This is a genomic window from Rummeliibacillus sp. BSL5 (assembly GCF_052928305.1).
The window spans coordinates 635,634-661,509 of record NZ_JAVGCV010000001.1 but is presented as its reverse complement, the minus strand read 5'-3'; the positions used below and the strand labels follow the sequence as shown (position 1 = coordinate 661,509).

The 25,876-nt window shown below is 33.7% G+C and carries 26 protein-coding genes and 1 pseudogene; 19 read left to right on the top strand and 8 right to left on the bottom strand.

The features are described 5' to 3' along the window. Positions 1 to 28 precede the first annotated feature (28 nt). The gene (locus RCJ93_RS03490; RefSeq protein WP_446738411.1) at positions 29 to 415 is read left to right on the top strand and encodes a hypothetical protein; all 387 of its coding nucleotides are present in this window, start codon (positions 29 to 31) and stop codon (positions 413 to 415) included. Positions 416 to 475: 60 nt separating this feature from the next. On the opposite strand, the gene RCJ93_RS03485 is transcribed toward RCJ93_RS03490, so the two are convergent. Next, positions 476 to 1,018, bottom strand: coding sequence for a recombinase family protein (locus tag RCJ93_RS03485; RefSeq protein ID WP_066787203.1), 543 nt, complete (start codon positions 1,016 to 1,018; stop codon positions 476 to 478). A 183-nt stretch (positions 1,019 to 1,201) separates the two neighbouring features. Between RCJ93_RS03485 and RCJ93_RS03480 the strand changes: the two genes are divergently transcribed. From RCJ93_RS03480 to RCJ93_RS03465, 4 genes are all read left to right on the top strand, one after another. Then, on the top strand, positions 1,202 to 2,650 hold the full coding sequence (locus RCJ93_RS03480) for a SulP family inorganic anion transporter (RefSeq protein WP_446738410.1): 1,449 nt from the start codon (positions 1,202 to 1,204) through the stop codon (positions 2,648 to 2,650). Positions 2,651 to 2,751: 101 nt separating this feature from the next. Next, entirely contained in the window at positions 2,752 to 3,255 is a 504-nt protein-coding gene (locus tag RCJ93_RS03475) for a YusW family protein (RefSeq protein WP_066787209.1), read from the top strand. Between the two features lie 269 nt (positions 3,256 to 3,524). Further along, the gene (locus tag RCJ93_RS03470; protein WP_446738409.1) at positions 3,525 to 3,911 is read left to right on the top strand and encodes a DUF2975 domain-containing protein; all 387 of its coding nucleotides are present in this window, start codon (positions 3,525 to 3,527) and stop codon (positions 3,909 to 3,911) included. An 84-nt stretch (positions 3,912 to 3,995) separates the two neighbouring features. Beyond that, entirely contained in the window at positions 3,996 to 4,529 is a 534-nt protein-coding gene (locus RCJ93_RS03465; RefSeq protein WP_446738408.1) for a hypothetical protein, read from the top strand. 63 nt (positions 4,530 to 4,592) lie between these two features. Here the strand turns inward: RCJ93_RS03465 and RCJ93_RS03460 are convergent, their stop codons facing one another. Continuing rightward, complete coding sequence (locus RCJ93_RS03460; protein WP_446738407.1) at positions 4,593 to 5,480, bottom strand: AraC family transcriptional regulator; 888 nt, start codon at positions 5,478 to 5,480, stop codon at positions 4,593 to 4,595. Positions 5,481 to 5,585: 105 nt separating this feature from the next. On the opposite strand from RCJ93_RS03460, the gene RCJ93_RS03455 reads away from it, so the two are divergent. The 5 genes from RCJ93_RS03455 (at position 5,586) to RCJ93_RS03435 (ending at position 9,906) form a co-directional block, all read left to right on the top strand. Next, a complete protein-coding gene (locus RCJ93_RS03455) occupies positions 5,586 to 6,512 on the top strand; it encodes an EamA family transporter (RefSeq protein ID WP_446738949.1) in 927 nt (308 codons plus the stop codon). 33 nt (positions 6,513 to 6,545) lie between these two features. Beyond that, the gene (gene fosM / locus RCJ93_RS03450) at positions 6,546 to 6,968 is read left to right on the top strand and encodes a FosM family fosfomycin resistance protein (protein ID WP_446738406.1); all 423 of its coding nucleotides are present in this window, start codon (positions 6,546 to 6,548) and stop codon (positions 6,966 to 6,968) included. A 240-nt stretch (positions 6,969 to 7,208) separates the two neighbouring features. Next, a complete protein-coding gene (locus RCJ93_RS03445; RefSeq protein WP_446738405.1) occupies positions 7,209 to 7,631 on the top strand; it encodes a MarR family winged helix-turn-helix transcriptional regulator in 423 nt (140 codons plus the stop codon). Between the two features lie 162 nt (positions 7,632 to 7,793). Continuing rightward, positions 7,794 to 8,819: an NADH:flavin oxidoreductase/NADH oxidase gene (locus RCJ93_RS03440; protein ID WP_446738404.1), complete on the top strand. Its 1,026-nt coding sequence runs from the start codon at positions 7,794 to 7,796 to the stop codon at positions 8,817 to 8,819. 406 nt (positions 8,820 to 9,225) lie between these two features. Next, positions 9,226 to 9,906 carry a hypothetical protein gene (locus RCJ93_RS03435; RefSeq protein WP_446738403.1) on the top strand — a complete coding sequence of 227 codons (681 nt, stop codon included), beginning with the start codon at positions 9,226 to 9,228 and terminating at the stop codon, positions 9,904 to 9,906. Between the two features lie 284 nt (positions 9,907 to 10,190). Here RCJ93_RS03435 and RCJ93_RS03430 read toward each other — a convergent pair whose 3' ends face one another. Then, positions 10,191 to 11,177, bottom strand: a complete 987-nt coding sequence (locus tag RCJ93_RS03430; protein ID WP_446738402.1) for an ABC transporter substrate-binding protein — start codon at positions 11,175 to 11,177, stop codon at positions 10,191 to 10,193. Positions 11,178 to 11,350: 173 nt separating this feature from the next. Here RCJ93_RS03430 and RCJ93_RS03425 point away from each other — a divergent pair, with 173 nt between their 5' ends. The 7 genes and pseudogenes from RCJ93_RS03425 to RCJ93_RS03395 form a co-directional block, all read left to right on the top strand. Next, a complete protein-coding gene (locus RCJ93_RS03425) occupies positions 11,351 to 12,355 on the top strand; it encodes a FecCD family ABC transporter permease (protein ID WP_150284436.1) in 1,005 nt (334 codons plus the stop codon). Then, a complete protein-coding gene (locus RCJ93_RS03420) occupies positions 12,352 to 13,407 on the top strand; it encodes a FecCD family ABC transporter permease (protein WP_446738401.1) in 1,056 nt (351 codons plus the stop codon). Before RCJ93_RS03425 ends, RCJ93_RS03420 begins: the two co-directional genes overlap by 4 nt. A 17-nt stretch (positions 13,408 to 13,424) precedes the next feature. After that, positions 13,425 to 14,258 (top strand): ABC transporter ATP-binding protein, encoded by an 834-nt coding sequence (locus RCJ93_RS03415; RefSeq protein WP_150284438.1) that lies wholly within the window; start codon positions 13,425 to 13,427, stop codon positions 14,256 to 14,258. 127 nt (positions 14,259 to 14,385) lie between these two features. After that, positions 14,386 to 15,003, top strand: a complete 618-nt coding sequence (locus RCJ93_RS03410; protein ID WP_446738400.1) for an IucA/IucC family C-terminal-domain containing protein — start codon at positions 14,386 to 14,388, stop codon at positions 15,001 to 15,003. Between the two features lie 825 nt (positions 15,004 to 15,828). Continuing rightward, positions 15,829 to 17,238, top strand: coding sequence for a DUF1565 domain-containing protein (locus RCJ93_RS03405; RefSeq protein WP_446738399.1), 1,410 nt, complete (start codon positions 15,829 to 15,831; stop codon positions 17,236 to 17,238). A 965-nt stretch (positions 17,239 to 18,203) separates the two neighbouring features. Then, positions 18,204 to 18,497, top strand: a complete 294-nt coding sequence (locus tag RCJ93_RS03400; protein WP_446738398.1) for a hypothetical protein — start codon at positions 18,204 to 18,206, stop codon at positions 18,495 to 18,497. Positions 18,498 to 19,119: 622 nt separating this feature from the next. Then, a pseudogene (locus tag RCJ93_RS03395) lies at positions 19,120 to 20,055 on the top strand (beta-propeller fold lactonase family protein); the annotation flags it as partial. Between the two features lie 161 nt (positions 20,056 to 20,216). Here RCJ93_RS03395 and RCJ93_RS03390 read toward each other — a convergent pair. From RCJ93_RS03390 to RCJ93_RS03375, 4 genes are all read right to left on the bottom strand, one after another. After that, positions 20,217 to 21,002, bottom strand: a complete 786-nt coding sequence (locus RCJ93_RS03390) for a hypothetical protein (protein ID WP_446738397.1) — start codon at positions 21,000 to 21,002, stop codon at positions 20,217 to 20,219. A gap of 14 nt (positions 21,003 to 21,016) precedes the next feature. Beyond that, positions 21,017 to 21,289: a hypothetical protein gene (locus RCJ93_RS03385; protein ID WP_446738396.1), complete on the bottom strand. Its 273-nt coding sequence runs from the start codon at positions 21,287 to 21,289 to the stop codon at positions 21,017 to 21,019. After that, on the bottom strand, positions 21,282 to 21,845 hold the full coding sequence (locus tag RCJ93_RS03380; RefSeq protein ID WP_150284445.1) for a hypothetical protein: 564 nt from the start codon (positions 21,843 to 21,845) through the stop codon (positions 21,282 to 21,284). The genes RCJ93_RS03385 and RCJ93_RS03380 overlap by 8 nt, the downstream gene beginning before the upstream one ends. 124 nt (positions 21,846 to 21,969) lie before the next feature. After that, complete coding sequence (locus RCJ93_RS03375; protein WP_150284446.1) at positions 21,970 to 22,605, bottom strand: hypothetical protein; 636 nt, start codon at positions 22,603 to 22,605, stop codon at positions 21,970 to 21,972. A 228-nt stretch (positions 22,606 to 22,833) separates the two neighbouring features. Here RCJ93_RS03375 and RCJ93_RS03370 point away from each other — a divergent pair, with 228 nt between their 5' ends. After that, positions 22,834 to 23,901 carry a hypothetical protein gene (locus RCJ93_RS03370; RefSeq protein WP_446738395.1) on the top strand — a complete coding sequence of 356 codons (1,068 nt, stop codon included), beginning with the start codon at positions 22,834 to 22,836 and terminating at the stop codon, positions 23,899 to 23,901. Positions 23,902 to 24,158: 257 nt separating this feature from the next. Then, positions 24,159 to 24,776 carry an exosporium glycoprotein BclB-related protein gene (locus RCJ93_RS03365; protein ID WP_446738394.1) on the top strand — a complete coding sequence of 206 codons (618 nt, stop codon included), beginning with the start codon at positions 24,159 to 24,161 and terminating at the stop codon, positions 24,774 to 24,776. Between the two features lie 249 nt (positions 24,777 to 25,025). On the opposite strand, the gene RCJ93_RS03360 is transcribed toward RCJ93_RS03365, so the two are convergent. After that, positions 25,026 to 25,781, bottom strand: a complete 756-nt coding sequence (locus RCJ93_RS03360; RefSeq protein ID WP_446738393.1) for a class I SAM-dependent methyltransferase — start codon at positions 25,779 to 25,781, stop codon at positions 25,026 to 25,028. Between the last annotated feature and the right edge of the window lie 95 nt (positions 25,782 to 25,876).

Here is a 25,876-nt window from a genome sequence, read left to right as displayed (position 1 = left end):
TTAATTTAGTTTCAGGGGGGAATTAGCGATGAGCTATAGAACACTCATCGTACTTCTTGTTGTAGTATCTATTTTCGTGACAGCGTGCGGTACCAAGGTAAAGGAAACACAGAATGTGAGTGCACCGCCTACAGCAGCGGAAGTATTAAAAGAAGATAATAATGCCGATCTGTTAATGGTCCATGATACTCTTTATCAAACAAATATTGATTGGGTTAATCAATTGGAAGTAACCAAAGATAAAGAAATTGGCAAAGTGGAAAGTAAATATGGCTCTGGCCAAACCTTTAAGAATAAGATGGCTAACAATATTCCAGTAGGAACTAAGATATACTCAACGAAAGAAAGAAATGATGTTTTAATCGTTGAAATTAACGGAATAGAAAAGAAGTACTATGCTTTAACAGAAGGATAATATAAAACACCAGTGCATTCCCGAAATATTTGGGGAGTCGCTGGTGTTTTTAAATTATATTTAACGTTCAAGATACCTATATAAGGTTGATTTGCTGATACCTGTTTCATTTTTTATTTCTGTAAGACTATGTTGCTTACTTTGATACATTTGGATGGCGCGCTTCACATTTTCATCCGGTTTTTTTGGACGCCCAGCTGATACTCCTTTTTGTTTTGCTCTATCTAAACCCTTTCTTGTTCTTTCACTAATGACGTCACTTTGAAAATCAAGTAAATGTTTTACAATCTCCTCAAATGAATAGCCGCCTTCGCTACTTGTATCGATACCCTCGTGAATCGAATAGAAGAAAGCACCTTTAGCATGGGCAATCTCTAATAGTTCAACTAAATGGCGCGTCGAATCTGCTAAGATAAACAATCTGTTTACAAGTATTTTATCTCCAGATTGAATGTTTTCCATCATCTTTTGCAAATGTATCCTTTTCTTTGCAGACGAATGTTCTTCTTGAATCAACTGATCACATTGAAAGCTTTGAAGTGTTTGGATTTGTTTTTCACAGTTTTGATCCTCAATATAAGGCCTCATATATCCTATTAACATATTGGCTCTCCTATATAAAAGTCGTTTTTTCTATTATAACATACTATAAGTCATCAAAAAATAGTTCCAAAATGGTTCTATTTTGGGAAGTAAGGTGTTATACTTCATTTTGTTGTCTGAAAAAGTTAAAAAGCTTCAAGCTATATAACTCTTAAACAGATATTATCGAAATGAGGTGAATATATGTTAGAAAGTATCCAGAAACAATGGTTTTCTAATGTAAGAGCGGATATTCTTGCAGGTATGGTGGTAGCTTTAGCTTTAATTCCTGAAGCACTTGCTTTTTCAATCATTGCTGGCGTTGACCCAATGGTGGGGTTGTATGCTTCTTTCAGCATCGCAGTTATTATTTCTTTTGTCGGAGGAAGACCAGCAATGATTTCTGCTGCTACTGGTTCTATGGCATTGTTGATGGGCCCATTAGTAAAAGAGCACGGACTTAACTATTTGTTGGCAGCCACCATTTTAACAGGGGTTATCCAAGTACTATTTGGCATATTTAAAATAGCAAAGCTGATGAAATTCATTCCTCGTGCAGTCATGATTGGTTTTGTTAACTCGCTTTCCATCTTAATTTTCATGGCTCAAGTGCCGAACTTTATTCATATCCCTAATATGACATATGTCTTTATAGGTATCACATTGTTAATTGTCTATATAGTACCTAGATTTTTTAAGGCAATTCCTGCACCCTTAATTGCTATAGTTATCTTAACAGCGATAGCGATGAATACACATATGGATCTACGTACAGTTGGTGATCTAGGTGAAATTACTAAATCATTACCTAATTTCTTTATTCCTGATGTTCCTTTTTCGTTTGAAACATTGAAAATTATTTTCCCTTATTCGTTCGCCTTAGCAATCGTTGGTTTATTAGAGTCTTTGCTAACAGCATCAATTATAGATGATATGACTAAGACAGAAAGCAATAAGAATAAAGAAGCGAGAGGACAAGGTATTGCCAACATTGTAAATGGCTTTTTTGGCGGTATGGCAGGATGTGCAATGATCGGCCAATCGGTCATAAATGTAAGCTCCGGTGGGAGAAGCAGATTGTCAACATTCGTAGCAGGCATTTTCCTTATGTTCTTGATTGTTGTTCTTGGTGATTTGGTTGTTCAAATTCCGCTGTCTGTTTTAGCAGGTATTATGATTATGGTCTCAATAGGAACCTTTGATTGGTCGTCCTTTTCATATATAAGAAAAGCTCCTAAGATGGATGCGATAGTAATGCTTGTCACGGTTGTTATTGTGATAGCTACCCATGATTTATCAAAAGGTGTTTTTGCAGGCGTCATTTTAAGTGCATTATTTTTCGTAGCGAAGATATCCCGTTTGCAAGTAAAAGAACAACAAGTGAATGAAGAAATTATTTGTATAGTCAAAGGGCAACTATTCTTTGCTTCATCAGACCGTTTCATTAATTCTTTTCATTACAGTGTAGAACATAAAGAAGTGATAATAGATTTTTCCAATGCTCAAATATGGGATGATTCAGCGGTTTTGGCCATTGATAAAGTAATTCAGAAGTTTCACGTTAATGGTAATACAGTAACACTTAGAGGGTTATCTTCATCCAGTCAAAAAATGATGGACCGGTTTGCTATACACAACAATTTAAAGGTATAAAATGAACAAACCTTGTTTATTTATAAAGAATGGTAGTTATATGTTTATTCATCCCTTTATCTGCAAATACTATTGCTAATACTATAAAGGAGATGAAGAACATGTCTAAATGGCCTGCTATTCTTGCGATTCCTCTTTTAGCTGCTTCACTAATGGGCTGCGGTGATAAAGATAAAGCATCAAATGTACACAAGAATGCACCAGTCTCTAACAGCGGTGAAAACGAACCTGTCACAACTGCGCCACCAAATAGTAACGATACTACTAATAAAAAAGTCAACGGTGCTCCTTTTAGCTTCTCCGAATTTGATTTAGAAGTAGATTATGGGGCTAATCAATTTTACAATATTGAATATGAAAATGAACGTGACGGGGCAGAGGTAAAAGTAGAAAATAATCGTAAAAATCAATTGTTAGAAGGTAACGCGGCGTACGAACATGTACAAAAACTATTTAAAAAGTTAACATTCGATTCAAAAACCCCAGACCAAGAGGTTTTAAATGAAGTTATCTCTGTCTTCCATTTAGGTTCAGATTACAAGAAAATTGAATTAGAAATTAAATTTGAGGATAATGTGGAAAGACATTATACTTTCACGAAATAAAACACGCTGGCCTTTTTTCAAGGGCCTGCGTGTTTTTTTGTAAAAACATCTAAATATGAATCCTTTATTCGTTTCTAAAAGCACAATTAAAAATTAATAGTGAAAAAGAATATATTTTTATTGAAAAACGATAAATAAATTAGTATGATAGCTGTAATAACAAAATATGGAGGTTCTTTATGAAAAGGGGATCGTTAATTTTTTTGAGGTTTTCTATTATTGTGATTGGCCTATTCCTCTTAATATGCTGCGTTTTTTGGTTACCGAGCATGGCCAGTCAAGCTACAGAAGCTAACCCAACATATGCTTACTTGGCATTACCTCTTCTAATAGGCATTTATATCACTGCAATACCTTTTTATTTCGCTTTATATCAAGCTTATCGATTACTAAATTTTATTCAGGAGGAAACCGCCTTTTCAAAGGTAGCTGTGGAGGCATTAGAATGTATAAAGAAGAGTGCGTTAACGATTATTTCAATGTATACAATCGGTGTGCTCATCCTTCTCCAACAAAATGCTCTTCACCCAGGCCTCGCACTTATTGCGGCTGCTATCATTTTTGTTACTGTTGTCATTACTTTGTTCGCAGCAGTCCTACAAGAAACATTAGAAAGAGCTCTTCACATAAAAGCAGAGAATGATCTGACCGTCTGAAAAAACCGAATGCCGATCTATGGCCTTTTAAGCCTGCCACAAACAATTATCTAACTGAAAAGTTGATTAAAGGGGAGTAGTATTATGACGTCTATATTAATGATTGGATGTATCGGAGTTTTACTCATCATTTATTTTAGAAAGGCATTCATTGAACATTTTGGTAAAAAAAGTAATCTTGTACATAAGTTAAAAAACGCAAACTGGTTCCAAAACCATTGGCTCTCTGGCCTATTTTTATTTTGTATGAATGCTGTATTGTTCTTCTCAACAGGCCTAATTCTTTACCTATTGATTTTCTGTCCCATCCCATATCTACACATAATATTAATGTTTGCAGCAGTATTGACTAGCATTCTTCTATGGATAGCTATAAATAAAGCTTGGCAAGGATCCAAACGAAATCGTCTAAAAATGAGCGCAGTTGGTAGCAGCTTTTACTTTTTCCTTTTAATGCTATTCATCTATTGGTTTGTTACCATCAAGCCTTCTTATCAAGGGGAGGACATATTTATGAAGGGTTTTGGATTATTGTTCGGCATGATTGTTTCATCCGTTGCATGTATCACCTGTTTTGTTTTTACGGCAAGCAACCAAAATATTAAGAAAAAAGCCTAGCATAGTGGATATGATAGGTCTTTTTCTTTTGCTTATTTTGAGAGAGTCCCAGAAATAGATGCTTCAATCCTCCATTAAGTTTTTTTTATATGCTAACGGAGTCATGTTCATTGATCTCTTAAATTTTTCAATAAAATAGCTGGTACTATTAAAACCTACTTCATAAGCAACTTCAGTCACACTAGTCTCTTCTTGTTGTAAAAGGAGAAGGCTTTTTTGAATTCGATAATCAATTACATAATTTAATGGAGTCGTTTTTAAAGTTCGCTTGAAGTATCTACAGCATTCAGAGCGGCTCAATTGACCGGCTTTAGCAATATCCTCTAATTTGATTTTCTCACTATAATGAACCTGAATCCAACTTAACATTTGCTTCATTCGTTGACTTTTTAACTTTTCTGTCTGAATATATTCTGGTTGGAAACCATTACAGATTAGGTTTTTCCAAATCACCGTTAGTTGCATATTTATATCCATTTCAAAGAACTGCTCTTTTTGTTCCATCGACTCTTTGATTTTAAGAATGGCTTCTACTATGTTTTTACCCCACTGCGTATTCGAATCAACGAGGATGCAAGATAAGTTAGTTGCTTGAATAAAAGGAAGAACATAAGTCGTATAGAGTTCTTGTGGGAGGACGAAATGAGGCGATACATTTAAACAAATGTAGACACAGTCTGTTTTTTTCTTATCTTCTGCCATATGCAAGCAGCCACTATTTATAAATACACCTTCTCCTTCTCGTACTATTAATTTCTCTTCGTTTATTTGAAAAGTTGCTTCACCGCTCACAACCAACACAAATTGAATTTCCTCATGCCAATGGAGCGGTATATAACCATGAATGTTTTGGTTTATCTTTGTCTCATAACATGCAATTGGTAATTCAACAGTACGATGTTGGGTTAGCTCTTTTAAACTTTGATTTACTTCGAAATTGTTCACCTGCACATCATCACCTCAATATATTTATATTTTTTCATTCTTTTTATGTATTATTATAATTATTTTTTACTTATTATAACACTATTATTATATAAGAGGTGGAGTATGAACATGCGTAGAACTACTAGAAGAAAAGGATTGTTACTCGTAATTATGGGGGCTATATTTTGGGGAGTGGGAGGTACAGTTGCACAGAAAATTTTTCACCAAAGCAAGATTGATGTAAATTGGCTCGTTACGACACGATTGCTCATAGCCGGATTCTTGCTTTTAAGCATACAGTTCTTTGGAAAAAGCCGTTCCCAAGTTTTTGGCGTCTGGAAAAATAAAAGAACAGCTGTTCAACTCATTATATTCGGGTTACTAGGTATGCTTTCGGTCCAATATACGTATATGGTATCGATTAAATACGGGAATGCTGCCGTTGCAACACTATTACAATACTTAGCACCTGTGATGATTATTATTTATTTGGTTTTACGTAAGCAGGCTGTATTTACAAGACAAGATGTATTAACTGTTTTTCTTGCATTAGGAGGGTGCTTTTTCTTATTAACAAATGGATCAATCTCAAGTCTATCTGTACCAATACCCGCAATTGTGTGGGGTGTCTTGTCTGGATTAGCTCTTGCGTTTTATACATTATATGCAGTTCCTCTTCTTGCACAATTTGAATCACTTGTCATTGTTGGTTGGGCAATGGTTATTGGGGGTTTTACATTAAGTTTTATCCACCCTCCTTGGCAAATGGACTTTACTAGCTTAACAGTGGAATCTTATTTATATTTAGTTTTAGTTATTATTTTTGGTACAATGATGGCATTCTGGTTTTATATAGAAAGTTTGCAAAGTCTTTCCCCTAAAGAAACAAGCCTCTTAGGGAGCCTGGAACCGTTAGCGGCCGTTTTAACAACAGTCTTTTGGTTAAAAGAATCTTTTGGTTTTTTTCAATGGGTCGGCACTGCCTGTATTATTGCGATGATATTATCGGTGGCTTTGAGTAAAGATCCATCTTCGCATACTAAGCAATCTTCATAACAGTGTATATACTGATAAATAGGAGTGACGATATTGTTTATTAAAGGATTCAATCATTTTTTATTTTCTGTGTCTAATTTGGATCAATCTATATCATTTTATCAGGATGTCATTGAAGCCAAGTTATTGGTTAGAGGAAGAAGTACAGCTTACTTTGATTTAAATGGCATGTGGCTAGCCCTGAATGAGGAACAGAATATTCCTCGTAATGAAATAAGTGAATCATACACTCATATAGCTTTTTCCGTAGAAGAAGCGGAAATCGATGATATCTATAGCAAATTAGAGAAATTAGGAGTAAACATACTTTCGGGTCGCCCTAGAGACGAAAAGGATAAAAATTCTATATATTTTACAGATCCAGATGGCCATAAGTTCGAATTTCATACTGGTACACTGCAGGACAGATTAGATTATTACAAAGAAAATAAACCTCATATGGAATTTTTCAATTAAGCATAGGTAACATTAATAGAAGCTATTGATAAGAAAGAAGTAAATAGAATCCGCATTATAAATTTGATCAACATTATTCTTAATTTCATACACCTAATGTCAATTTGACTATTTATGCGAATACATAGTAGAATTTTATGTTAAAGAAATTATTATGTAACAAGCTTTTTAGAGATATATTAGTTTATGCATAAATTTTAATCGGAAAGCCATAATAAAATGCTGAATAGGTGGAATAGAATGAAGAATAATAATGATTTTATGGAGTACTGGTTGGTCATAGATTCTATACAAAGTAAATTAAAGAAAGAATTAGAGGATGTCCTACAAATAGATTATAATTTGTCATTAAAAGCTTTCTACGTACTCTACCACCTTTCTAAAGCGCCAGAAAAAAAGCTCAGATTACAACAACTACAAGAGATGGTAGGATTGAGTCAAAGTGCAATGTCTAGGCTTGTAGGCAATATGGAAGCGAATAGCTGTGGGGCATTAGAAAAACAAGTTTGCACGGATGATCGTAGGGGTACTTATACACGTCTAACTAATATAGGTGAGCAAAAACTTCAAGGAAGTTTAGCCTCTTTCCATAAAATACTAAAATCAAATCTCTCTACTGTTAATTTTGAAGTTGTAATGAAACAGTTAACAGAGGGGTTATAAGAAAATCTAATGGTCAAAGAACCGCATTTTAGATGAAGTACTTTGTCTTGACATGAAGTATTGTTTAGCCTTAAATTAAATGCATGCGTTATGCATTTAATTTACGAAAGAATCTTTTTCATTTATTAAATCGATTAAATTTAAAGATAAAGGAGTTTTCAAATGGAACATTTATTTAGTCCTTATAAGTTCAAAGGTTTAGAGTTAAAGAACCGTGTTGTCATGCCTCCTATGTGTCAATATTCCGTTGAAAAGAAAGACGGCATTGCTACAGATTGGCATTATATACACTATATATCTCGAGCAATTGGGGGAACAAGTTTTATTATTATTGAAATGACAGATGTAGAACCTGATGGACGAATTACTGACTTTGACTTAGGTTTATGGTCAGATGAACAAATTGCTCCATTAGCACGCATTGTAGAAGCTTGCCATCAACATGGAGCCAAAGTAGGTATCCAGATTGCTCACGCTGGACGTAAAGCAGAAGATGCTGAAGTACCGGTTTCTGCTTCTGCAATTCCATTCGATGAAAATTCTAAGACACCAAGAGCCCTTTCAACTGATGAAGTAAAAGAAATGGTCGAAAAATTTCGTAAGGCTGTAGAACGTGCAGTAAAAGCTGGAGTAGATGCCATTGAAATTCACGGTGCTCATGGCTATTTAATTCATCAATTCCATTCTCCATTAACAAATAAGAGAGAGGACGAATATGGAAAAGATCTGACTAAGTTTGGTCGGGAAGTTATTGAAGCAGCTAAAAAAGAGATACCTGAAAATATGCCATTAATTATGCGAATATCTGCAAGTGAGTATGTGGATGGGGGATACGGCATTAATGAAAGTATTCAATTTGCGAAAGAATACCAAAATGCAGGCATAGACATCTTCCATATCTCTTCAGGTGGAGAAGGGCCAATTGGTGCAGGGGGTAGACCTGGTACACAGGCAGCTTATCAAGTACCGCTAGCTCGTAAAATCAAGGAAGCCCTTAATGTTCCTGTTATTGCTGTGGGAAGATTAGATGATCCTATTCTAGCCAATGCTGTAATCGGGAACGAAGAAGCTGATTTAGTTGCTGTTGGTCGTGGTATGTTGCGTAATCCATATTGGGCATTAGATGCAGCCGCAAAGCTTAAAAAGGAAATAAATGAACCCAAACAATATGAACGTGGCTTTAGATAAATGCCTTAATACCTTCAGATAGCGTGCTTTACTAACGTAATACGTTAATTTTATAAGTTAAAAGATGATGTCTGCAATTTCGGGCATCATCTTTTTATATTTCCTTTTTTATTTTCTAGCTAATGAACTAAACCAACTAATAATACTTTATATTAGAGGTTTTTATGAAAAGAGGAAGAATAGTATAAATACTGATAGAAAGGAAAATTAAATAGATGAACTTCGCTAAAACATTAGGATAAAAAAGACGTATCCCACTGTACAAGTTGAAAAAAAGCACAGAATAATATAGACATACCCGACAACGGATGTATATGCTGAATCACCGCAAACTCTATTTGAAATAGCAATATGTTAAATTTATTCTACAGAAAGTACGATGACGAAGTTACAAGGAGGGCTGAAATTGTTCAATTTTTTTCGTAAAAAAGAATGTATTGAAATTGATGTAAACAGGTTTAATGCAATGCTGATAGCCGTTTTAGAAAAACTACCAAGCGAATATTCGATTTATCTGAAACAAATAAAGGAAGGAATTTTGCAAGATATAGTTCCTGTAATTGGAGATTCGGATTATTTTTTTGGCGTTTCATATAAAAGGGAAGTTAAAAGAAAATATGAAAAAAAAGACGAGAAAGATTATTCTATTACTGGTATAAAAATATTTAATGAAAAAACAAGCAACGAAACCCAACTTGAGATTTTTTTTAGCTCCGGAGTAATTGCTGGTGTTTCATCCAATAATGAATTAATTCTATCTGATTTAAATCTACATAAAATTAACATTGATTTTATTAAAGTGAAAGAAAAGGAAATGGATGAAAATTTAAAAGAAACTATGTTATCTTTAGGAATTAAAAAATTTAATCCGAGTGATGTATTTGAAGTAAAAGTAAAAGACCGTAGAATGTTACATTTAAGAGATTTATCTGATGGAGATTTCTTGGCTATTGAAGATGGAAATTACTATCTAATCAGTATTTCCCTTAGAGAGGTATTAGAGATTTCAACTTCACATTACGACACAATTAGAATGAATTTATTTGATCTTTCCGAGGATGATATTTATTCATTTATTAAAGATTAAAATTTACAAATAAATTTTAGAACAGTATCTTTAGCAAAGGATAAATGTTTTTAAAAATGTTAAGCTTTATACATTAAAGCCTGAAGAAACGATTTATGCATCATGAAATTACAAACGGAAATAGCTGTAGGAGATTTTTTTATCTGGCATCTCTTCGGGGAGTTATAGTGAAGTAATACCTGTATTTAAGGTAAATAAGCTAGTCTAAATAATTTACTTTTACCCATAAAGAAACCCGGATAGAAAATACTCTATTTTCCATCCGGGTATTATTTTTAGTAGTGTTATTTTGAGAAAATCTTATCAATTTGATTTAGCATTAAATTCGCAGCAAGAACGCCACCTGCTGTATTCCAAATAGAATCATCTACTCTATATGCATGACCTTTTTTTACTGCTGATAGATTTTTCCATAGTGGATCATGTGTCCATTCTTTTTCAGTTGCTAATGCTGAATCATCACCAGTTGGAAGGTATGTAAAATAGAAAATTAGATCACCATCCATTTTAGGAATAGCTTCTTTTCCTACTTCAATAGCAAGATTACCTAGCTTACTGTCAGCTTTAAACATTTTGTCTTGTTCAGGCACTCGTTTAAATCCAAGCTCATTAAAAATGACACCAGAAAATGAGTCAGTATAGTAAATTCGAGATTTATCGGCCAAAAAGCGAACAACTGATACTTGTTGATTTGTTTTATCTCCCAGTTTAGCTTTTAAAGCTTTTACTTTATCGTCGTATTTTTGTAAAACGTCTTTACCCTCAGATTCTTTATTTACGGCTTTGGCATAAAGTTCAAAGTTTTCTTTCCAATCACCGCGTAATGTTTCTGAGAAAACAGTTGGGGCAATTTTACTTAGTTTTTCATAATCCTTTTCTTGTCTCATTTTATTACCAATGATCAAATCGGGTCTTAATGAAGCAATTTTTTCAATATTAATTGCGCCCTCTTCGCCAACTACTTCCACATTATCCATTTTACCTTTAATATGATCATACCAAGGGTTTCCTACCCATGATTTTACTGCTCCTACTGGTTTTACACCCATTGCTAGTAAAGCTTCTGTTCCTTCATTTGTCAATACAACAATACGTTTTGGCATACCTTTTACTTCTGTTGATCCCATTGCATGTTTAACTGAATATGATACTATTTTTTCTTTTGAAGCAGCATGGTCTTTATTTTTTTCTTTTGTATTTCCACAAGCAGCTAGTGTAAATACAGCAATGATTGCTAACAGTGCAATCATTTTACGAAATGTACTTGGCATCTCTTTTCTTCCTCCAATGTATATGATAAGATAATAACTGAATTCGATAATGATAATCATTATCACTTGCGTTGTAATAATCATATGGCACGATATTTTCGATGTCAATAACTATTTAGGAAATTATTTCATACGCTTTGAATATTAAATTTAGGAAAGAGATTTAACTACATATGATATTTAAGAATACTATTTCGAAGACAATAGCTTTATTGATTAGCGTTATCATCCTGATACTATGTATAGGAATTAGCATTGTATATGGTTACGCAGATACCTCTATTGAAACTGCATTACATGCTTTTACGCAATTTGACCACTCAAATGAGCATATTATTATTAGAAATTTACGCATTCCTAGAGCATTAATCGCTGCAAGCGTTGGAGCTTCTTTAGCTATAACAGGCGTTCTTATGCAAACGCTAACAAAAAATCCGCTAGCCTCGCCTGGTATTTTAGGTATCAATGCAGGTGCGGGATTTGCAGTCGTTTTCTCTATGGTTTTCTTTAAAATTTCTGGTTTACAGTCATTTGCTTGGATGGCCTTTTTAGGAGCTACTATAGCTGCAATTGCAGTATTAGGAATTAGTTCTTCCGGAAGGGACGCAATAACTCCTATTAAAATCACTTTAGCTGGAGCCGCTATAAGTGCACTATTTTCATCTTTCACTCAAGGTTTACTAGCAACCAACGAAGCAGAACTTGACCAGGTATTATTTTGGCTTGCCGGTTCTGTGCAAGGAAGAAAACTAGAGATATTAACCTCTGTTTTTCCTTACCTGGCTTTGGGTTGGATTGCTGCTTTATTCATTTCTCCTAAAATGAATGTACTAGCATTAGGTGACGATATAGCAAAAGGATTGGGCTTGAATTTAGGTTTTATCAAAGTAATTGTTGGTATAATCGTTATCTTACTTGCTGGAGGCTCTGTTGCAGTTGCTGGTCCAATCGGTTTTATCGGAATTGTTATTCCACATATTGCTAGAAAATGTGTTGGTAATGACCATAAGTGGCTAATACCTATGGCAGCTTTATTCGGGAGTATTTTGTTATTAATATCAGATGTGGCTGCCCGTTATATAATCATGCCTCAAGAGGTACCTGTCGGAGTTATGACAGCATTCATTGGAACACCATTCTTTATTTACATTGCAAGAAAGGGGTTCAAAAAAGCATGAATCACTTCAAAACAATTAGACTCCTTAAAGATCGATTATCTTTTTTGCTTGATATAAAAGCATATAAGAAAATCATACTTTTAGTATTTCTAACGATAGCGATATTCATTTTTAGTGCTTCAGTTGGGGATTCCTATATTAATCCTTTGAACGTGTTACAAATCTTATTTGGTAGAGGTAATGATTTTGATCAATTAGTCGTGATAGATTTTAGATTACCTCGAATTTTTATCGCTGCTTTTGCAGGAATGGCTTTAGCAGTAGCTGGTGCGATATTACAAGGAATGATAAAAAATCCACTGGCGTCTCCTGATATTATTGGGATTTCGCCTGGCGGTGGAGCAGCTGTTGTTGCCTTTTTAGCTATTTTCAGTGATTCGAACCATTCATTAACGGTAAGTATTCAATGGCTTCCTGTTGCAGGATTTATCGGTGCTACTAGTATTGGCTTTTTAGTATATATTTTCGCTTGGAAAGATGGTATTACACCAATTCGACTAGTTTTAATCGGTATTGGAGTATCTGCATTTATGCAGGCTATGACGACGATGCTAATGTTACTTGGACCAATCTATAAAGCAACTGAAGGGAATATGTGGATTACAGGGAGCGTTAGTGGAGCTAATTGGGATCAAGTAAAAATGCTTATTCCATGGACAATTCTTTTGTTGCTTATTACTTTCTTTATAACGAGACATTTAAATGTTCAAGAATTTGGAGATGACACTGCATCTAGCCTTGGACACGCCGTTCAAAAAATGCGTTTCTTACTTTTATTTTTGAGTACTGCCTTAGTTGCAGGGGCCATTGCTTTTGCTGGAGCTATAGGCTTTGTTGGATTAATGGCACCTCATATCGCACGTCGACTAGTAGGTTCATCTTTTGGTGTTTTAATCCCTACTGCCGCTACAATTGGTGCACTTCTAGTAATGATTGCAGATGTTATAGGACGTACTGCCTTCAGTCCACTTGAAGTACCAGCAGGCGTTTTCACTGCCGCTATTGGTGCGCCTTACTTTATTTATTTATTATTTAGAAACCCCAAAAAGTAAAGGAGTCCGAAGAAACTATGACAGAAACAATTGAAGCAAAATCCCTAACGCTTAGCTACGGAAATTCTATCATTATAAAAAACCTCGACCTATCTATTCCAGTAGGCGAAGTGACAATTTTAATTGGTTCTAATGGTTGTGGTAAATCGACACTTCTACGTTCCATCGCTAGACTATTAAAACCTAGTGAAGGTTCCATATTATTAGATGGGAAAAACGTCTTCAAACTTACAAATAAACAAGTTGCTAAAGAACTTTCTATTTTACCACAGTCACCGGTTGCACCAGAAGGGCTAACCGTTTTACAGCTTGTTAAACAGGGGAGATACCCTCATCAAAGTTGGCATAGTCAATGGTCACAAGAAGATGAAGAAATCGTTATGAATGCTTTAAAATCTACGGGTGTTGAACACTTGAAGGATAAACCTATCGAAGAATTATCTGGCGGTCAAAGGCAACGGGCTTGGATTGCTATGACACTAGCTCAAAATACGGATATTATTTTATTAGACGAGCCAACTACTTACTTAGATTTAACTCATCAAATAGAAATATTAGATTTATTATATAAACTAAATAAACAACAAAAGCGAACAATTATCATGGTGTTACATGATATTAATCTAGCCTGCAGATATGCTGACTATATTATTACTGTTCGTAATCAAACTGTATATAAAAAAGGGAAACCTGAAGATATTATAACAAAGTCACTCGTGAAAAATGTCTTTGATTTAGAGAGTGAAATCATCAATGATCCGATTTTTGGTACACCCATGTGTATCCCATACGGAAAAGGACGAAGCATCTTAAAAGGGGAAGCGGTATTAAATGGAGTCGCATCTTACTGAGCAGGAGAAACAACAATTACGAGAATTTCGATTTACTTCAACAAAGAGCCGATCAGAGCTTTCGATTGAGTTAGCGCAATTAATGGACAGGGATATGCTCTCTATTTATTTGGAGAAACTATCGAATTTGATTGTAGCACCGAATCTCCAAACAACAGCATCTATTTTTATGAAGAGATACGCATTTTTAGCTGTTATCTTTCTTTATTCAATGACTGTTTATAATAAAAAACTTGATATTTCATTTCAAAATATTTCTTTAGAGAGTATTGAAAATCAGGAACAATGGCTTCCAAAGATTTATTTTAACCACACAACAACTTTTGCTTCAACTGAAGATAGAAATGAATGGAGAAAAGAATGCATCAAAGAACTCTTTGCTGAACATTTATTTCTTATAGTGAACCATCTAAAAAAAGAAACTAAAGTCTCTAAAGATATTCTTTGGGAGAATATTGCGATTTATATTTATTGGCTTTATGAGACTCTTTCGACTCATTACAACATAGAAATCAGAATTCGTGCTAAGAAAGATATCCATTACCTTATTCATGAAGCACCTGAAAATGTTTTAGGTATTTCTAACTCGAATTTTTTAAATAAGTATGGTTACGATTTTATTAAGGACAATGCTAACATCAGACAAAGAAAAACATGTTGTTTATCTTATAGGTTAAAGTGCGGAAGCAGGCGCTGTAACACATGTCCCCTTAGTGGAACTAAGTATAGGGTAGATAAAAAATAAAGCGAATCTCCACTAAATAGGAGAACGCTTTATTTTTTTATGCAATTTTTTGATTACTGCCTGAAATTATTAGGGCATAACTATATTTGTTTTTGTTTATAGACTAATTATACCGATATATGAATGATCGAGATAATGATGGGATTGTAGGGGAATGGGCATTTAGATTATGTCAGGCGTAAAATAGCTAGATTGTATATTGTATTAAATCCCATTCGGTACAAGAGAAACATACTACTATAAATAATAGACAATAATGTAATTCCCGCTTTATCATCTTCAGATATCGCTACCACTAGCAAAGCTTTTATTGAAGCACAATAAAGAATAATGAAATTGATTCAAATCGTTGATTACTCATTCAAACGGCAGAAGTTCATTCCACATTTAACTGTCAAGGTAATACCTTTATCCAATGATTCAATTATTGATTAAGTTGTGGATTGACTAAATATAAATTGTTCACCTATTCATAGAAAGGGTAAAAACATCCTAGAGATGCCTTTACCTTTTCTTCTTTAAGAAGCAAAAGGAGCAGGTTACAGTATGCCAATAACGAGGAAACACCGAGATAATGATGTATGGTAGGGGAATAAGCACTCAGAAATAAGGCTAATTAAATAGCCGAGAATATATGCTAAGGCTGTAAAAAAGTTATTAACATGTATTTTTATTTTTTCTGGTCGTATCTACGCGGAGCTGAGGACAGGCAATGAATAAAGGAAGCCTTTGCCATCCCGTTACACGCTTTAAGTTTTTTTGCTATATTTAATATATCTTAAATTAGTATGAAAGTTAGAAATATATTAAATAAGGAATGATTTAATGAAAAAAATTTATTTTATTCTTTTGGCTGCAGTTTCTTTGGCTGTTGTTTTTGTTATAACCAATAAAGAAGAGAAGCAGGCCAAGGCTAATACTAAGGCTATATACGTTGCGACAAATGGAAGTGATCAAAATATTGGTACAAAATCAAAGCCATTTCGCACACTCAAAAAAGCAGCATCAGAAGCAAATGCAGGTACTACTATTCTTATACGTAAAGGAATTTATCATGAAAAACTTATCGTAAAACATAGTGGTACTAATACAAAGCCAATTTTATTTAAGGCCTACAATAAGGAGAAGGTTATTTTAAGTGGAAAGAACATGAAAGATGGTGAAGAGGATACCGCTTTAGTGACGATTAATAACAAAAATTATGTTACCATCAGTGGGCTAACTATCCAGGATCTATCTACTGATTTAGAAGACAAAACAGTAATGGGGATTTATGTAACGGGGACTAGTAGCCATATTAAATTAAGAAATAATACAGTCCAACGCATTGAAACTCGTACAGATGATGGGAATGCCCATGGGATTGCTATATATGGAACAGGCAAAATAAAAGATATAAATATTTTTAATAATACGTTGCAGGATTTGAAACTGGGATTAAGTGAATCTCTTGTTCTAAATGGAAATATTTACGATTTTAAAGTGGAGAATAATATAGTTCGGCGGAGTAATAATATCGGGATTGATCTGATTGGTTATGAAGGAACTTCCAATGACGAAAAAGTGGACTATGTGCGAAATGGAATCGTAAAGAACAATATAATTTATGAAATATCCTCTTACGGCAATCCAGCATATGGAGAGGATTATTCTGCTGGTGGTATTTATGTAGATGGGGGAAAGAATATAACTATTGAACGGAATACTATTTATAAAAGTGATATTGGAATTGAAGCAACCTCTGAGCATGCTAAAAAATACGCTAGTCATATTAATATAATAAACAATACTATATATGAAAATTTTTACACTGGGATATCAATTGGTGGCTATGATAAACATCGGGGAGGTACAACCGATTCTACTATCTCTCAAAATATTCTTTATCGGAATGATACAAAGGGGTTAAATGGAGGACAGCTATTATTTCAGTATGATACAAAAAACAATGTAATTGAGAAGAATATTTTAACTGCTGGCCCTTCACGGATTCTTATCTCTAACTATTTTACAACCAATCAAAAAAATAAACTAGATAAGAATATTTATCATAAAGAAAAAGGAAAAATCGGTATTTGGATATGGAAAGAGAGAGAACTTAAATCTTTTCCCGAATTTCTAAAAGCTTCAAAAAGTGATAAGAAATCAAGTTATATAGATCCAAAATATCAAAATGAAAACAAATATGACTTTAGACTAAAAAAAGATTCTCCTGCCAAAAAAATTATATTCTAACTTTGTATTAGATATTTCCCTATACATGTTTGCTTTTTATCTGATCGTAATTATATGTATAGATGCACTTGAATTTATTTAAGAAACCTATAGGGGCTAACACCGTTTGGATGATGAAGGTGAGTCAGCGTTTAGTTAGTTCGTAATAACACCAAACTTTGTTGTTGTGGTAAATGAGCTCATTTGATGTACAAATAGGATAGATGAATACAGACCTTTCAGCTATTCATCTATCCTCAATTCTCGTTCCTTATCTCTTTCATAACGTCTTTAAGCAAGGGGAGAGTCGAGTAAATTACCATAATCATTTTTAATGAATTTTAGGAACTTGAAAATTTCTTCATCATCTAAGATGATTGAGCTGATATTTCTTGCTCGTCTATTAGTTGTTTCACGCTTCTTATGGATAACTATTTTATTCATAACATTCCTATAGAAGTAACAATCTCCGTTTTCCATTTCTGATTCCTTCGTTAAGTAATTAAACAAGGATATTAAAGCATGGATAGATAACTCTACAATTGCAGGTCCACGATGCTCAACTTGATCTCCTTCAGCTATATTTTCCTCTCAAATAATCCAAGTAAAATTAAATCGTTTCTTTTTTCATAATTTCTAATTCTTTATAGTCAATTGAAGTTACATCTGCAGCTTCTACAATCCCATCAGACAGCAACCAATTAAAAAAGTGTCTATATCTATATAGGTATTGCAAAAGCGTGTTAGCGGACAAAGCAGAGCGTTTTTTCGATAATATGCATTCCTTAACGTAAAAGGGCATAGGCTCCAAGCATATATTCCAACACTTATCTTTTAACTTTCAGTTCAGATGAAAAGTGAAATCAAGTGTTACAAAATAATTAAAAAAATTTTAAGTTTTTATTTAAATTTTTTTGATTTATAAATGAATGGAATGCATATACATAGGAAATAGTGGGAATAGAAAAGATATAGGAGGTTGATCAGTGGTTTTGGTATATCTTGGAGCAATTTTTATTCTAGCACTTATTCCTTTTTTATTGCTTGACATTAAATTCAAGTTGGAAATGAATCAATATACAAAAGCTATCCAAAGATTAGAAATGCCAGATGAAGAGATTTCAAAGCGCCATGAAAAGCATCAAAAATGGCTGCAACATATCCAATCGTTCAAATGGTATAAATTTGGAGTAAAGATTAAAGAAAAAATTTGGAACACAGCCAACTCAATGATTCATTCTAAAAAAGAACATGTTAAAGCACGTCATAAAAATCCATAAACAAAAAGCCTAGCTGAAATGCTGGGTTTTTTGTTATAAAAAATCTCAAATATCTCACTATTATAAGTATACTTTATTATGAAATATAACTTCCTATAATTTATATTATGTAAACTAAAAATTTAAAAAAGAGAAATACGTGATTCCCTGCAATCTATATTGGGAATCTTTTGATTCATAACCACTTTTCATTAAGACGAAAATTCTTATACGTAAACGTTAGATTTCTTATGTAAGGCATAACTTGCGCATTTAGTATTTATTTATCACGACATATTATACCTAGATAACCTATTATCAATTTAACTTCATTAACCATCTCTCGTTTATATTTATCATAACTATTCTTTACGTCAATTAGGTATAGATGCTTAAAAATAATTGCTAATGCCTATTTGAACAGATAAATTATACATAAAATGAAAATGACCTGTTTTGTCTTCTATAATGCAACCACTTCAGCTGTAATTATGTGAAGTCCTCTCAAAACTAAATTATAGAAAGGAGACATAAAAATATGCATAGAGAAAATTTTGAAAGGTTCAAGTTTAAATCTAATCCAAATTGTCATTGCCATTGTTGTGGTTTTTGTTGTCCTTGTAAATGTAAGAATCCCTTCATACCTGAGCCACCAACGCCAGTGTGCCATTTTCTAGTGTATGTGACAGACGCGGGTCAGCTAGAAACACCTGATAATATGGTATCTGTTATTGATACATCGACAAATACCATAGTTGCTACTATACCTGTCGGAACAGCACCTCTAGAAGTAGCTATTACACCAAACGGGGCATTTGGCTATGTCCCTGCCCTCTTCTCGAATAATGTAACGGTATTTAATACTGCCACAAACACTGTAGTTGCTACTATACCTGTAGGTCCCGAACCTCTTGGAGTGGCAATTTCCCCTAATGGATTGCTTGCTTATGTATCGAATCACGGAACCAACACTGTATCTGTTATTGATACTACCACAAATACCGTAATCGCAACTATTACAGTGGGATTGCAACCTCAAGGTATAGCTTTTACTCCTGATAGTGCTTTTGCATACGTTGCGAATGAAAACTCCAACTCGGTATCAGTTATTAACACAGCGACAAATACTGTGGTTGCTACAATTCCTGTCGGCACTCGCCCTAGATCAATTGTTTTTACACCAAACGGTCAATTAGCTTACGTTACAAATGAGAGCAGTAATACTGTATCAGTTATTAACTCAGTGACAAATACCGTTGTTGCAACCATTCCTGTTGGAACTGGTCCAGTCGGAACAGCAATAACGCCTGACGGTTCACTTGTTTATATCGTGAATAAAGGCAGTAATACTGTATCAGTCATAAGCACCTCAACAAACTTAGTAATTGATACAATCTCTGTAGGTGCATCCCCTGACCAAGTAACTATCTTGCCGGATGGAACATTAGCTTATGTTACAAATCAGCTTGACAATACTGTCTCTGTTATAGATATCGCGACAAATACAGTAATTGATACAATACCTGAATTTAATGGGCCTACGGGTATAGATACTGGAACTATTTGTCTAACTTCATAACTAAATGCTCTCCTATATCCTAAAAAAAGGCAGCTTTCCTAGGGTTGGTATAATGGTAAAGACCAAAACCGAAACCACATGGAATAGATGCCTAAATTGTACCCTATCAGATAGACCATATGAGCGTCTATTTTAGGGTACTTTTAGTATACATAATAATTTTATACATTTTTTTCTTTATTTATTTCTTTGCTTAACATATTCAATTTTTCATCCAAGTCATCAAGAAGGCGTAGTTTTTGATCTAACTGCTTTTCAAATGAAATTGATTCAACCAATACCTTTTTTACCTGGAAGTCCATTTGTGAAAGAGAATCTGGTTGGATCATAGATTTATTTTTTTTCTCCTCCGTTAACTCCTCCGTTAATTTTTCTATCTCATAGCTTTTTTTCTCTATTTCTTTTAATAAATATTTATTATGTTTGTCAGAATTGGCTTGATCCATAGAAAATCTTTCAAAAGCCTCATTTATTGTAGTCATTTGTAAGTTCATTTCTCTCGTAAAAGTGTTCCACTTATTTTCAAAGTAATCTGCTGTTATTTTATAATTAGCATCTGATTTAATGGTAAAGAATTGATTTATAGTTAATTTTAATGTCTCTTTTATTAGTTTATTTTCTGCACGAAGTTTATCTACTTGTTTTAATAAACGTTCGATTGAAGAAATTTGTTTTCTCTTTTGAGTGTCCATTGCTTGAATATTTTCATGATAGGATTTTAATTTTCTTTCATTTTCTCTTTTTAGCTTTAAAATTTCTAGAGAAAGTTCCTTTTTTTGTTTTACTAATTGCATATTTTCTCTTTCTAATCTTAGTACTAATGAGTTATAATCACTATTCCTGAGTCTATTAGCTTCATTTTTATATTTCGCTAATTCGGCTTTTAAAAAGATTATCATTTGCTGCAATTGAATAGGATCTTTATTTTTCACTGCTTCATTATCCATTCTTGCATCTCCATTCACGATAACTTTTCAAGTAACCTAATCACTTCTTCAAACTGCTCCTTACTATCCCCTATAGCTTTATCCAGCTGCTTAATAATCTTTCTATCTATTTTTTTATGATTAATACTTAGAGGTTTTTTCTTCTCATCTGATATTAAATAGGCAATCAATAGATTCAATGTGTTTTTTTCAAGATAAGCAAAGCTATTATTATTCTCCTGTGAAATATTAGTAAGGTGTTCCCTCATAAGATCATGGACGTAATTCATTTTTTCAAACTCACTCATAAATATCCTCCTGTGCTGGACTAATTCCATTGAGATTAATAGGATTTAATACCGTTATACCTTCTTTAAACTGATCACAATATGTAACACCCATAATACTTCCTGAATAGGATAAATTATGTGCCCATTTTATCTGAAAGTTTGAGAATGACAGTGTTTCATTAGGCTCAATCGCTGTTTTCCCTACAGGTTTAAGCCAAAATTCATCTTTACTTGATTGATCATTGAATCGCTCCCAACTACCTGTCGCTTTTAATTCTGTGGCGAAATGTTCATTAACATACCTTCCTGAGAAAGAGAATGGAGAATTTTCAGGGAGCTTAATTAGTATAGAGGGATTAGTTATAGGCTGATTACCTAAATTGCGAATATGATAAGTTCCCAAGCATATACTCTCATCATCGAGAATATAAGAAATATTGAATGAGGCTGTAAAATAACTAATGACACTTACTTGATCAGGAACCATAATCTTTTCTACCTTTTGTTTGATTTCCTGAATATAAAAATCTGTTTGTTTTTTCAACTCATTAATCTTCTCTTCGACATGATTCATTATGAGTACCCCCTTGCAAAAATTGATTGCTCATTTAAAACAAAAAAAAGAGAGGATTATCCTCTCTTTACAATATGATTTACTTCTATTGGATAGCACTATAATTCTCTCTCTATTAGCACTTTTAAACTTCTGGGAAAATAAGTGGGCACTGCGCCGGACGAACCGGTCCAGGACATGCAAATGGCAAATCTGCTCTTGGTTCGCAGAAAGTTGCTAAGAACTCAACTGTAACCGGGAAAGTAGATTGAATACTTTGGCAAACAGATACAGTAATCGTTAATGCAGAGAACGTAATTGTACCTGCTGCAGCTGTTAGAGTTCCAGTAGTACATACGAAACAGTCTAGATCAGTGAATAAAATCTCTACATCTGTTCCATTCGGTGCGCATAGTGTAACTTGTTCGCAACGTGAAACTGGAATTGTATTACTTGTGAATCTCGTGCCATTCGGTAATGTAACAACAATTGTCAAAACAAAGTTCTTTTGAATGTTTAATTGTTGAAGACATACCGTTGAACCGTCGATAGAGAATTCACGATTTTCACGGCTCAAAATAACAATTGGATTAGTTGCTGCTGGAACTACGTTACATCTAACAATTGCACCTGTTAGATCAGTTGTTGGTGTTACGCCTGGGAAGGTAATTGTACCCGTAGGAGAAATATCAAATGACATTTCTTTTACGATCCAGTCATAAACCTTATCAACGTTAATACAAATTTGCTCCTGCAACTGGTTTGGAATCACATGCTTCATTTTGTCACCTCCGTAGATTTATTTGTCTTTCGTTTGTAGCATATGTTTTCAAGCTTTAAGTGCATAGGCAAAAAAATAGTTCAGCTTAATATTTATAATAATTAGTAGGTTTTAATTTATGTTGACGGCTGTTTACATAAAAAAAGGAATAAATTTATAGGTATTTCTCTATTAGTAACAGAAATCAAGTGATTTAAATAAAATATGAAATGAAGGGGGTGAAACGGTATGGAAGATTCAAAATTATACTCTAATCAAGAGATTGAAAAGTTAAAACAAAGCATTCAATCTTATAGAGAGACATTAACTTCATTAAAAGTTGGCAAGCCAGTAGAAGATTACTTATATATGAAAAAAGAGTTTGATGACCTAAAAACTCAAATAGGAGAATTAAAAGGTATTACAGAAGAAACGGATGGAAATCAGAATGCTCGAATAAAAGGTAACAAAGAGCTTTTAAAACATGTTTCCACCCAAATAGAATCACTGAATCAAACAATTGTGGAAATGAATCAGGAAATACTAACAATTTTAAATAAATTATTAGCTGACAAGAATAATAAAAGACCAAAAGCAACTTATAAGGATACCTCCTCCCATAATTATTCAAATAGTAAATCTACATCTGATCAATCTACAATGAATTCCAAACAGCCTTCTTATAAAATGCTACAAAGCCTAGCAGGTAAAGCAATAAAGAACCAACTAGATGTAAACAAAGGAACGTCTTCTTCTCAGAATGAAAATCAATTTATTCGCTCTGATGAACGACATTTTAATCAACAATATTTTCAATCGTTCAACAGTTACCCTAGCGAAATATACAATGGTTTATATAGAAACACCACCAATGAATACACGATCCATTTTAAGAACACATCGAATTCGCAGGAGTTACCAAAGGATGTTTATGAATCGAATTCTTTGTCAAACGATGAAATTCAGCAAACTACAAAAAACGAACTTGATACGAATGATCTAATTGAAGATGAACAAACAGACATCATAAATTTAGATAACAAAGTCATTACTGACGAAAACAGTAACATTGAGACATTAAATAATAATGTTGGTGTTGAATTTTTTGAAAAGTCCTATGAAGAGTCTGAATTAGATATATCATCCTCTTTACAAGATACTGGTGTTGATATCTACGAGCCTAAGATTGAAGAATTTGAAAATGAATCTCGACAAGAAATCAATCAGCAATTTGAAATAATTGTTGACCCCATTGGTGAAGAGACTAAAAAAGAGAAGAATGCGTCGCTTTTTAATTTCTTTCGAAAATGGAGTTAATTTAAACCTAAGAGGTCGTGGTTAACTTTCAATAAAACTACAAGTGCATATGCTAATTGGTCCAATAAGTATGAATATACATATTGGACTTTATTTATGTTGGAATGAAAGTATGAGCACTGATAGTTATCAACCCAAACAATTAAAATTACAAAATAAAAGTTCTAATATTCTCTTATATAAAACCTAGAAAGTAGATAACTGCCCTTACCAGATAATCCTAGCTGAATAGAATAACGAAGAAAGGGGGTGAAAAAATGTGTATAAATAATTCAATGTGTGGCTGTTCTTCAAATAATAATATGGAATGTACTGCACAACTTGGTCCATTCGAAGCTATTGACGCAGCATGTATTACTACACCAGTAGCGACAGGCTCGATTATTCCATTTTCTTCAGGTATTGCACCTGTTATCCTAACAACGCTTGTAGGTGGTTTAGTTGGTACAGTAAGTTTGATTGGATTCGGTGGGGCTATTCCAGGAGTGACATTAGCTGGGACAAATATTGACTTAACAGGTGTTACTGATACAGAAGCATTCTCAGTTCCACGTGCAGGAACTATAACATCTATTTCTGCTTCTTTCTCTGCAACAGTAGCATTAGATTTATTGGGAACAGCTCAAGTTAGAGCGCAAATTTACCGTGCTCCAGCAGGAAGCAATGTCTTCAGTCCTACAACAGCATTTGTTGATTTAACTCCAGCTCTATCAACAATTGCAGTAGGAACAATTGCATCTGGAACAGCAAACGTAGCTCCAGTCCCAGTTGCGGCTGGTGATCGTTTATTAATGGTGTTCTCAGTAACTACTACAGGTATTGCAGTTGCTACGACACTTACTGGTAATGCAAGTGCTGGTATTAATATTGTATAAAAGATAGTTTCTTTAAATAAGAATCAATCTACCTTGCAGTATTAATATACAGTTGTAAGAGATTCCAGATGACCAGGCTCACTAACAGTGAAAGCCTGGTCATTTGTTTAAAATAAATGATATGTTAACACTTTTTAGATAAAATCCATTAGCTAATATAATTCTTTCTTTTTTATTATCTATTGAGGATATTTAACTTAACTAACTTATTAAATTTAAATAGACATTACCCTATAAAATGTTCGTCCATTAGACATTGCCTAGATAGCTTCGCGTTATGTTTTGGAGAGCAATCTTTCCTTTTTTACTATATTTTTCGAATAACTGTGATAGGAGGAAAACAAATCTTTCATACTCTTCGTCATCTTTTTTCAGTGCATAAGATGCTGATAAATTTCTTCCCAAAAAACCTTCATAATCAAAAAGCATCTCACTTGAATATTTTTTAAACTCATACTTACCTTCTTTAAAAAATTTGCTAAATACTTCTGGCGTTTCCTCTATTCCACCGCTAAATCCTTTGAAATTTGAACAGATCCTTTGGCAAATCTCTTCATTTTCTTTAATTACCGGGCTAGTTAAATCTCTGCTGTTCCACACAAGAGCAACATTTGCCTTTTGTTTCAAAATTCGTTGACATTCAATTTTGAATGCTTCCTTATCAAACCAATGAAAGGCCTGAGCAACCGTTATTAAATCTACACTGTTCCCTTTCAGTGTGGTATTTTCTGCAGTTGCTTTTACTGAAATATAACGAGCATATTGGTTTAACGAATGCTCAGCCATCGTTCTCATGTCATCATTTGGCTCTACGCCAATCACATTTAAGCCTCTTTCAAGCAGCTGACGGCTAAATATGCCAGTACCTGAACCAATATCAGCGACTATCCGATCATCTTTCAAATGGTTAGTTGAAAATAAATAATCGATGTATTCTTTAGGGTAACTAGGGCGATATTTCGCATATACATCAGCCTTGCCTGAGAAATTTCCAGATGTCTCCAAAATACTACCTTCTTTCTTAAGACATTATGTACAAAATAATTTCGAACCAGTTAGGGTGAGCTGGTTAATCGTTAATCCTCTTATCTAAGTATCTC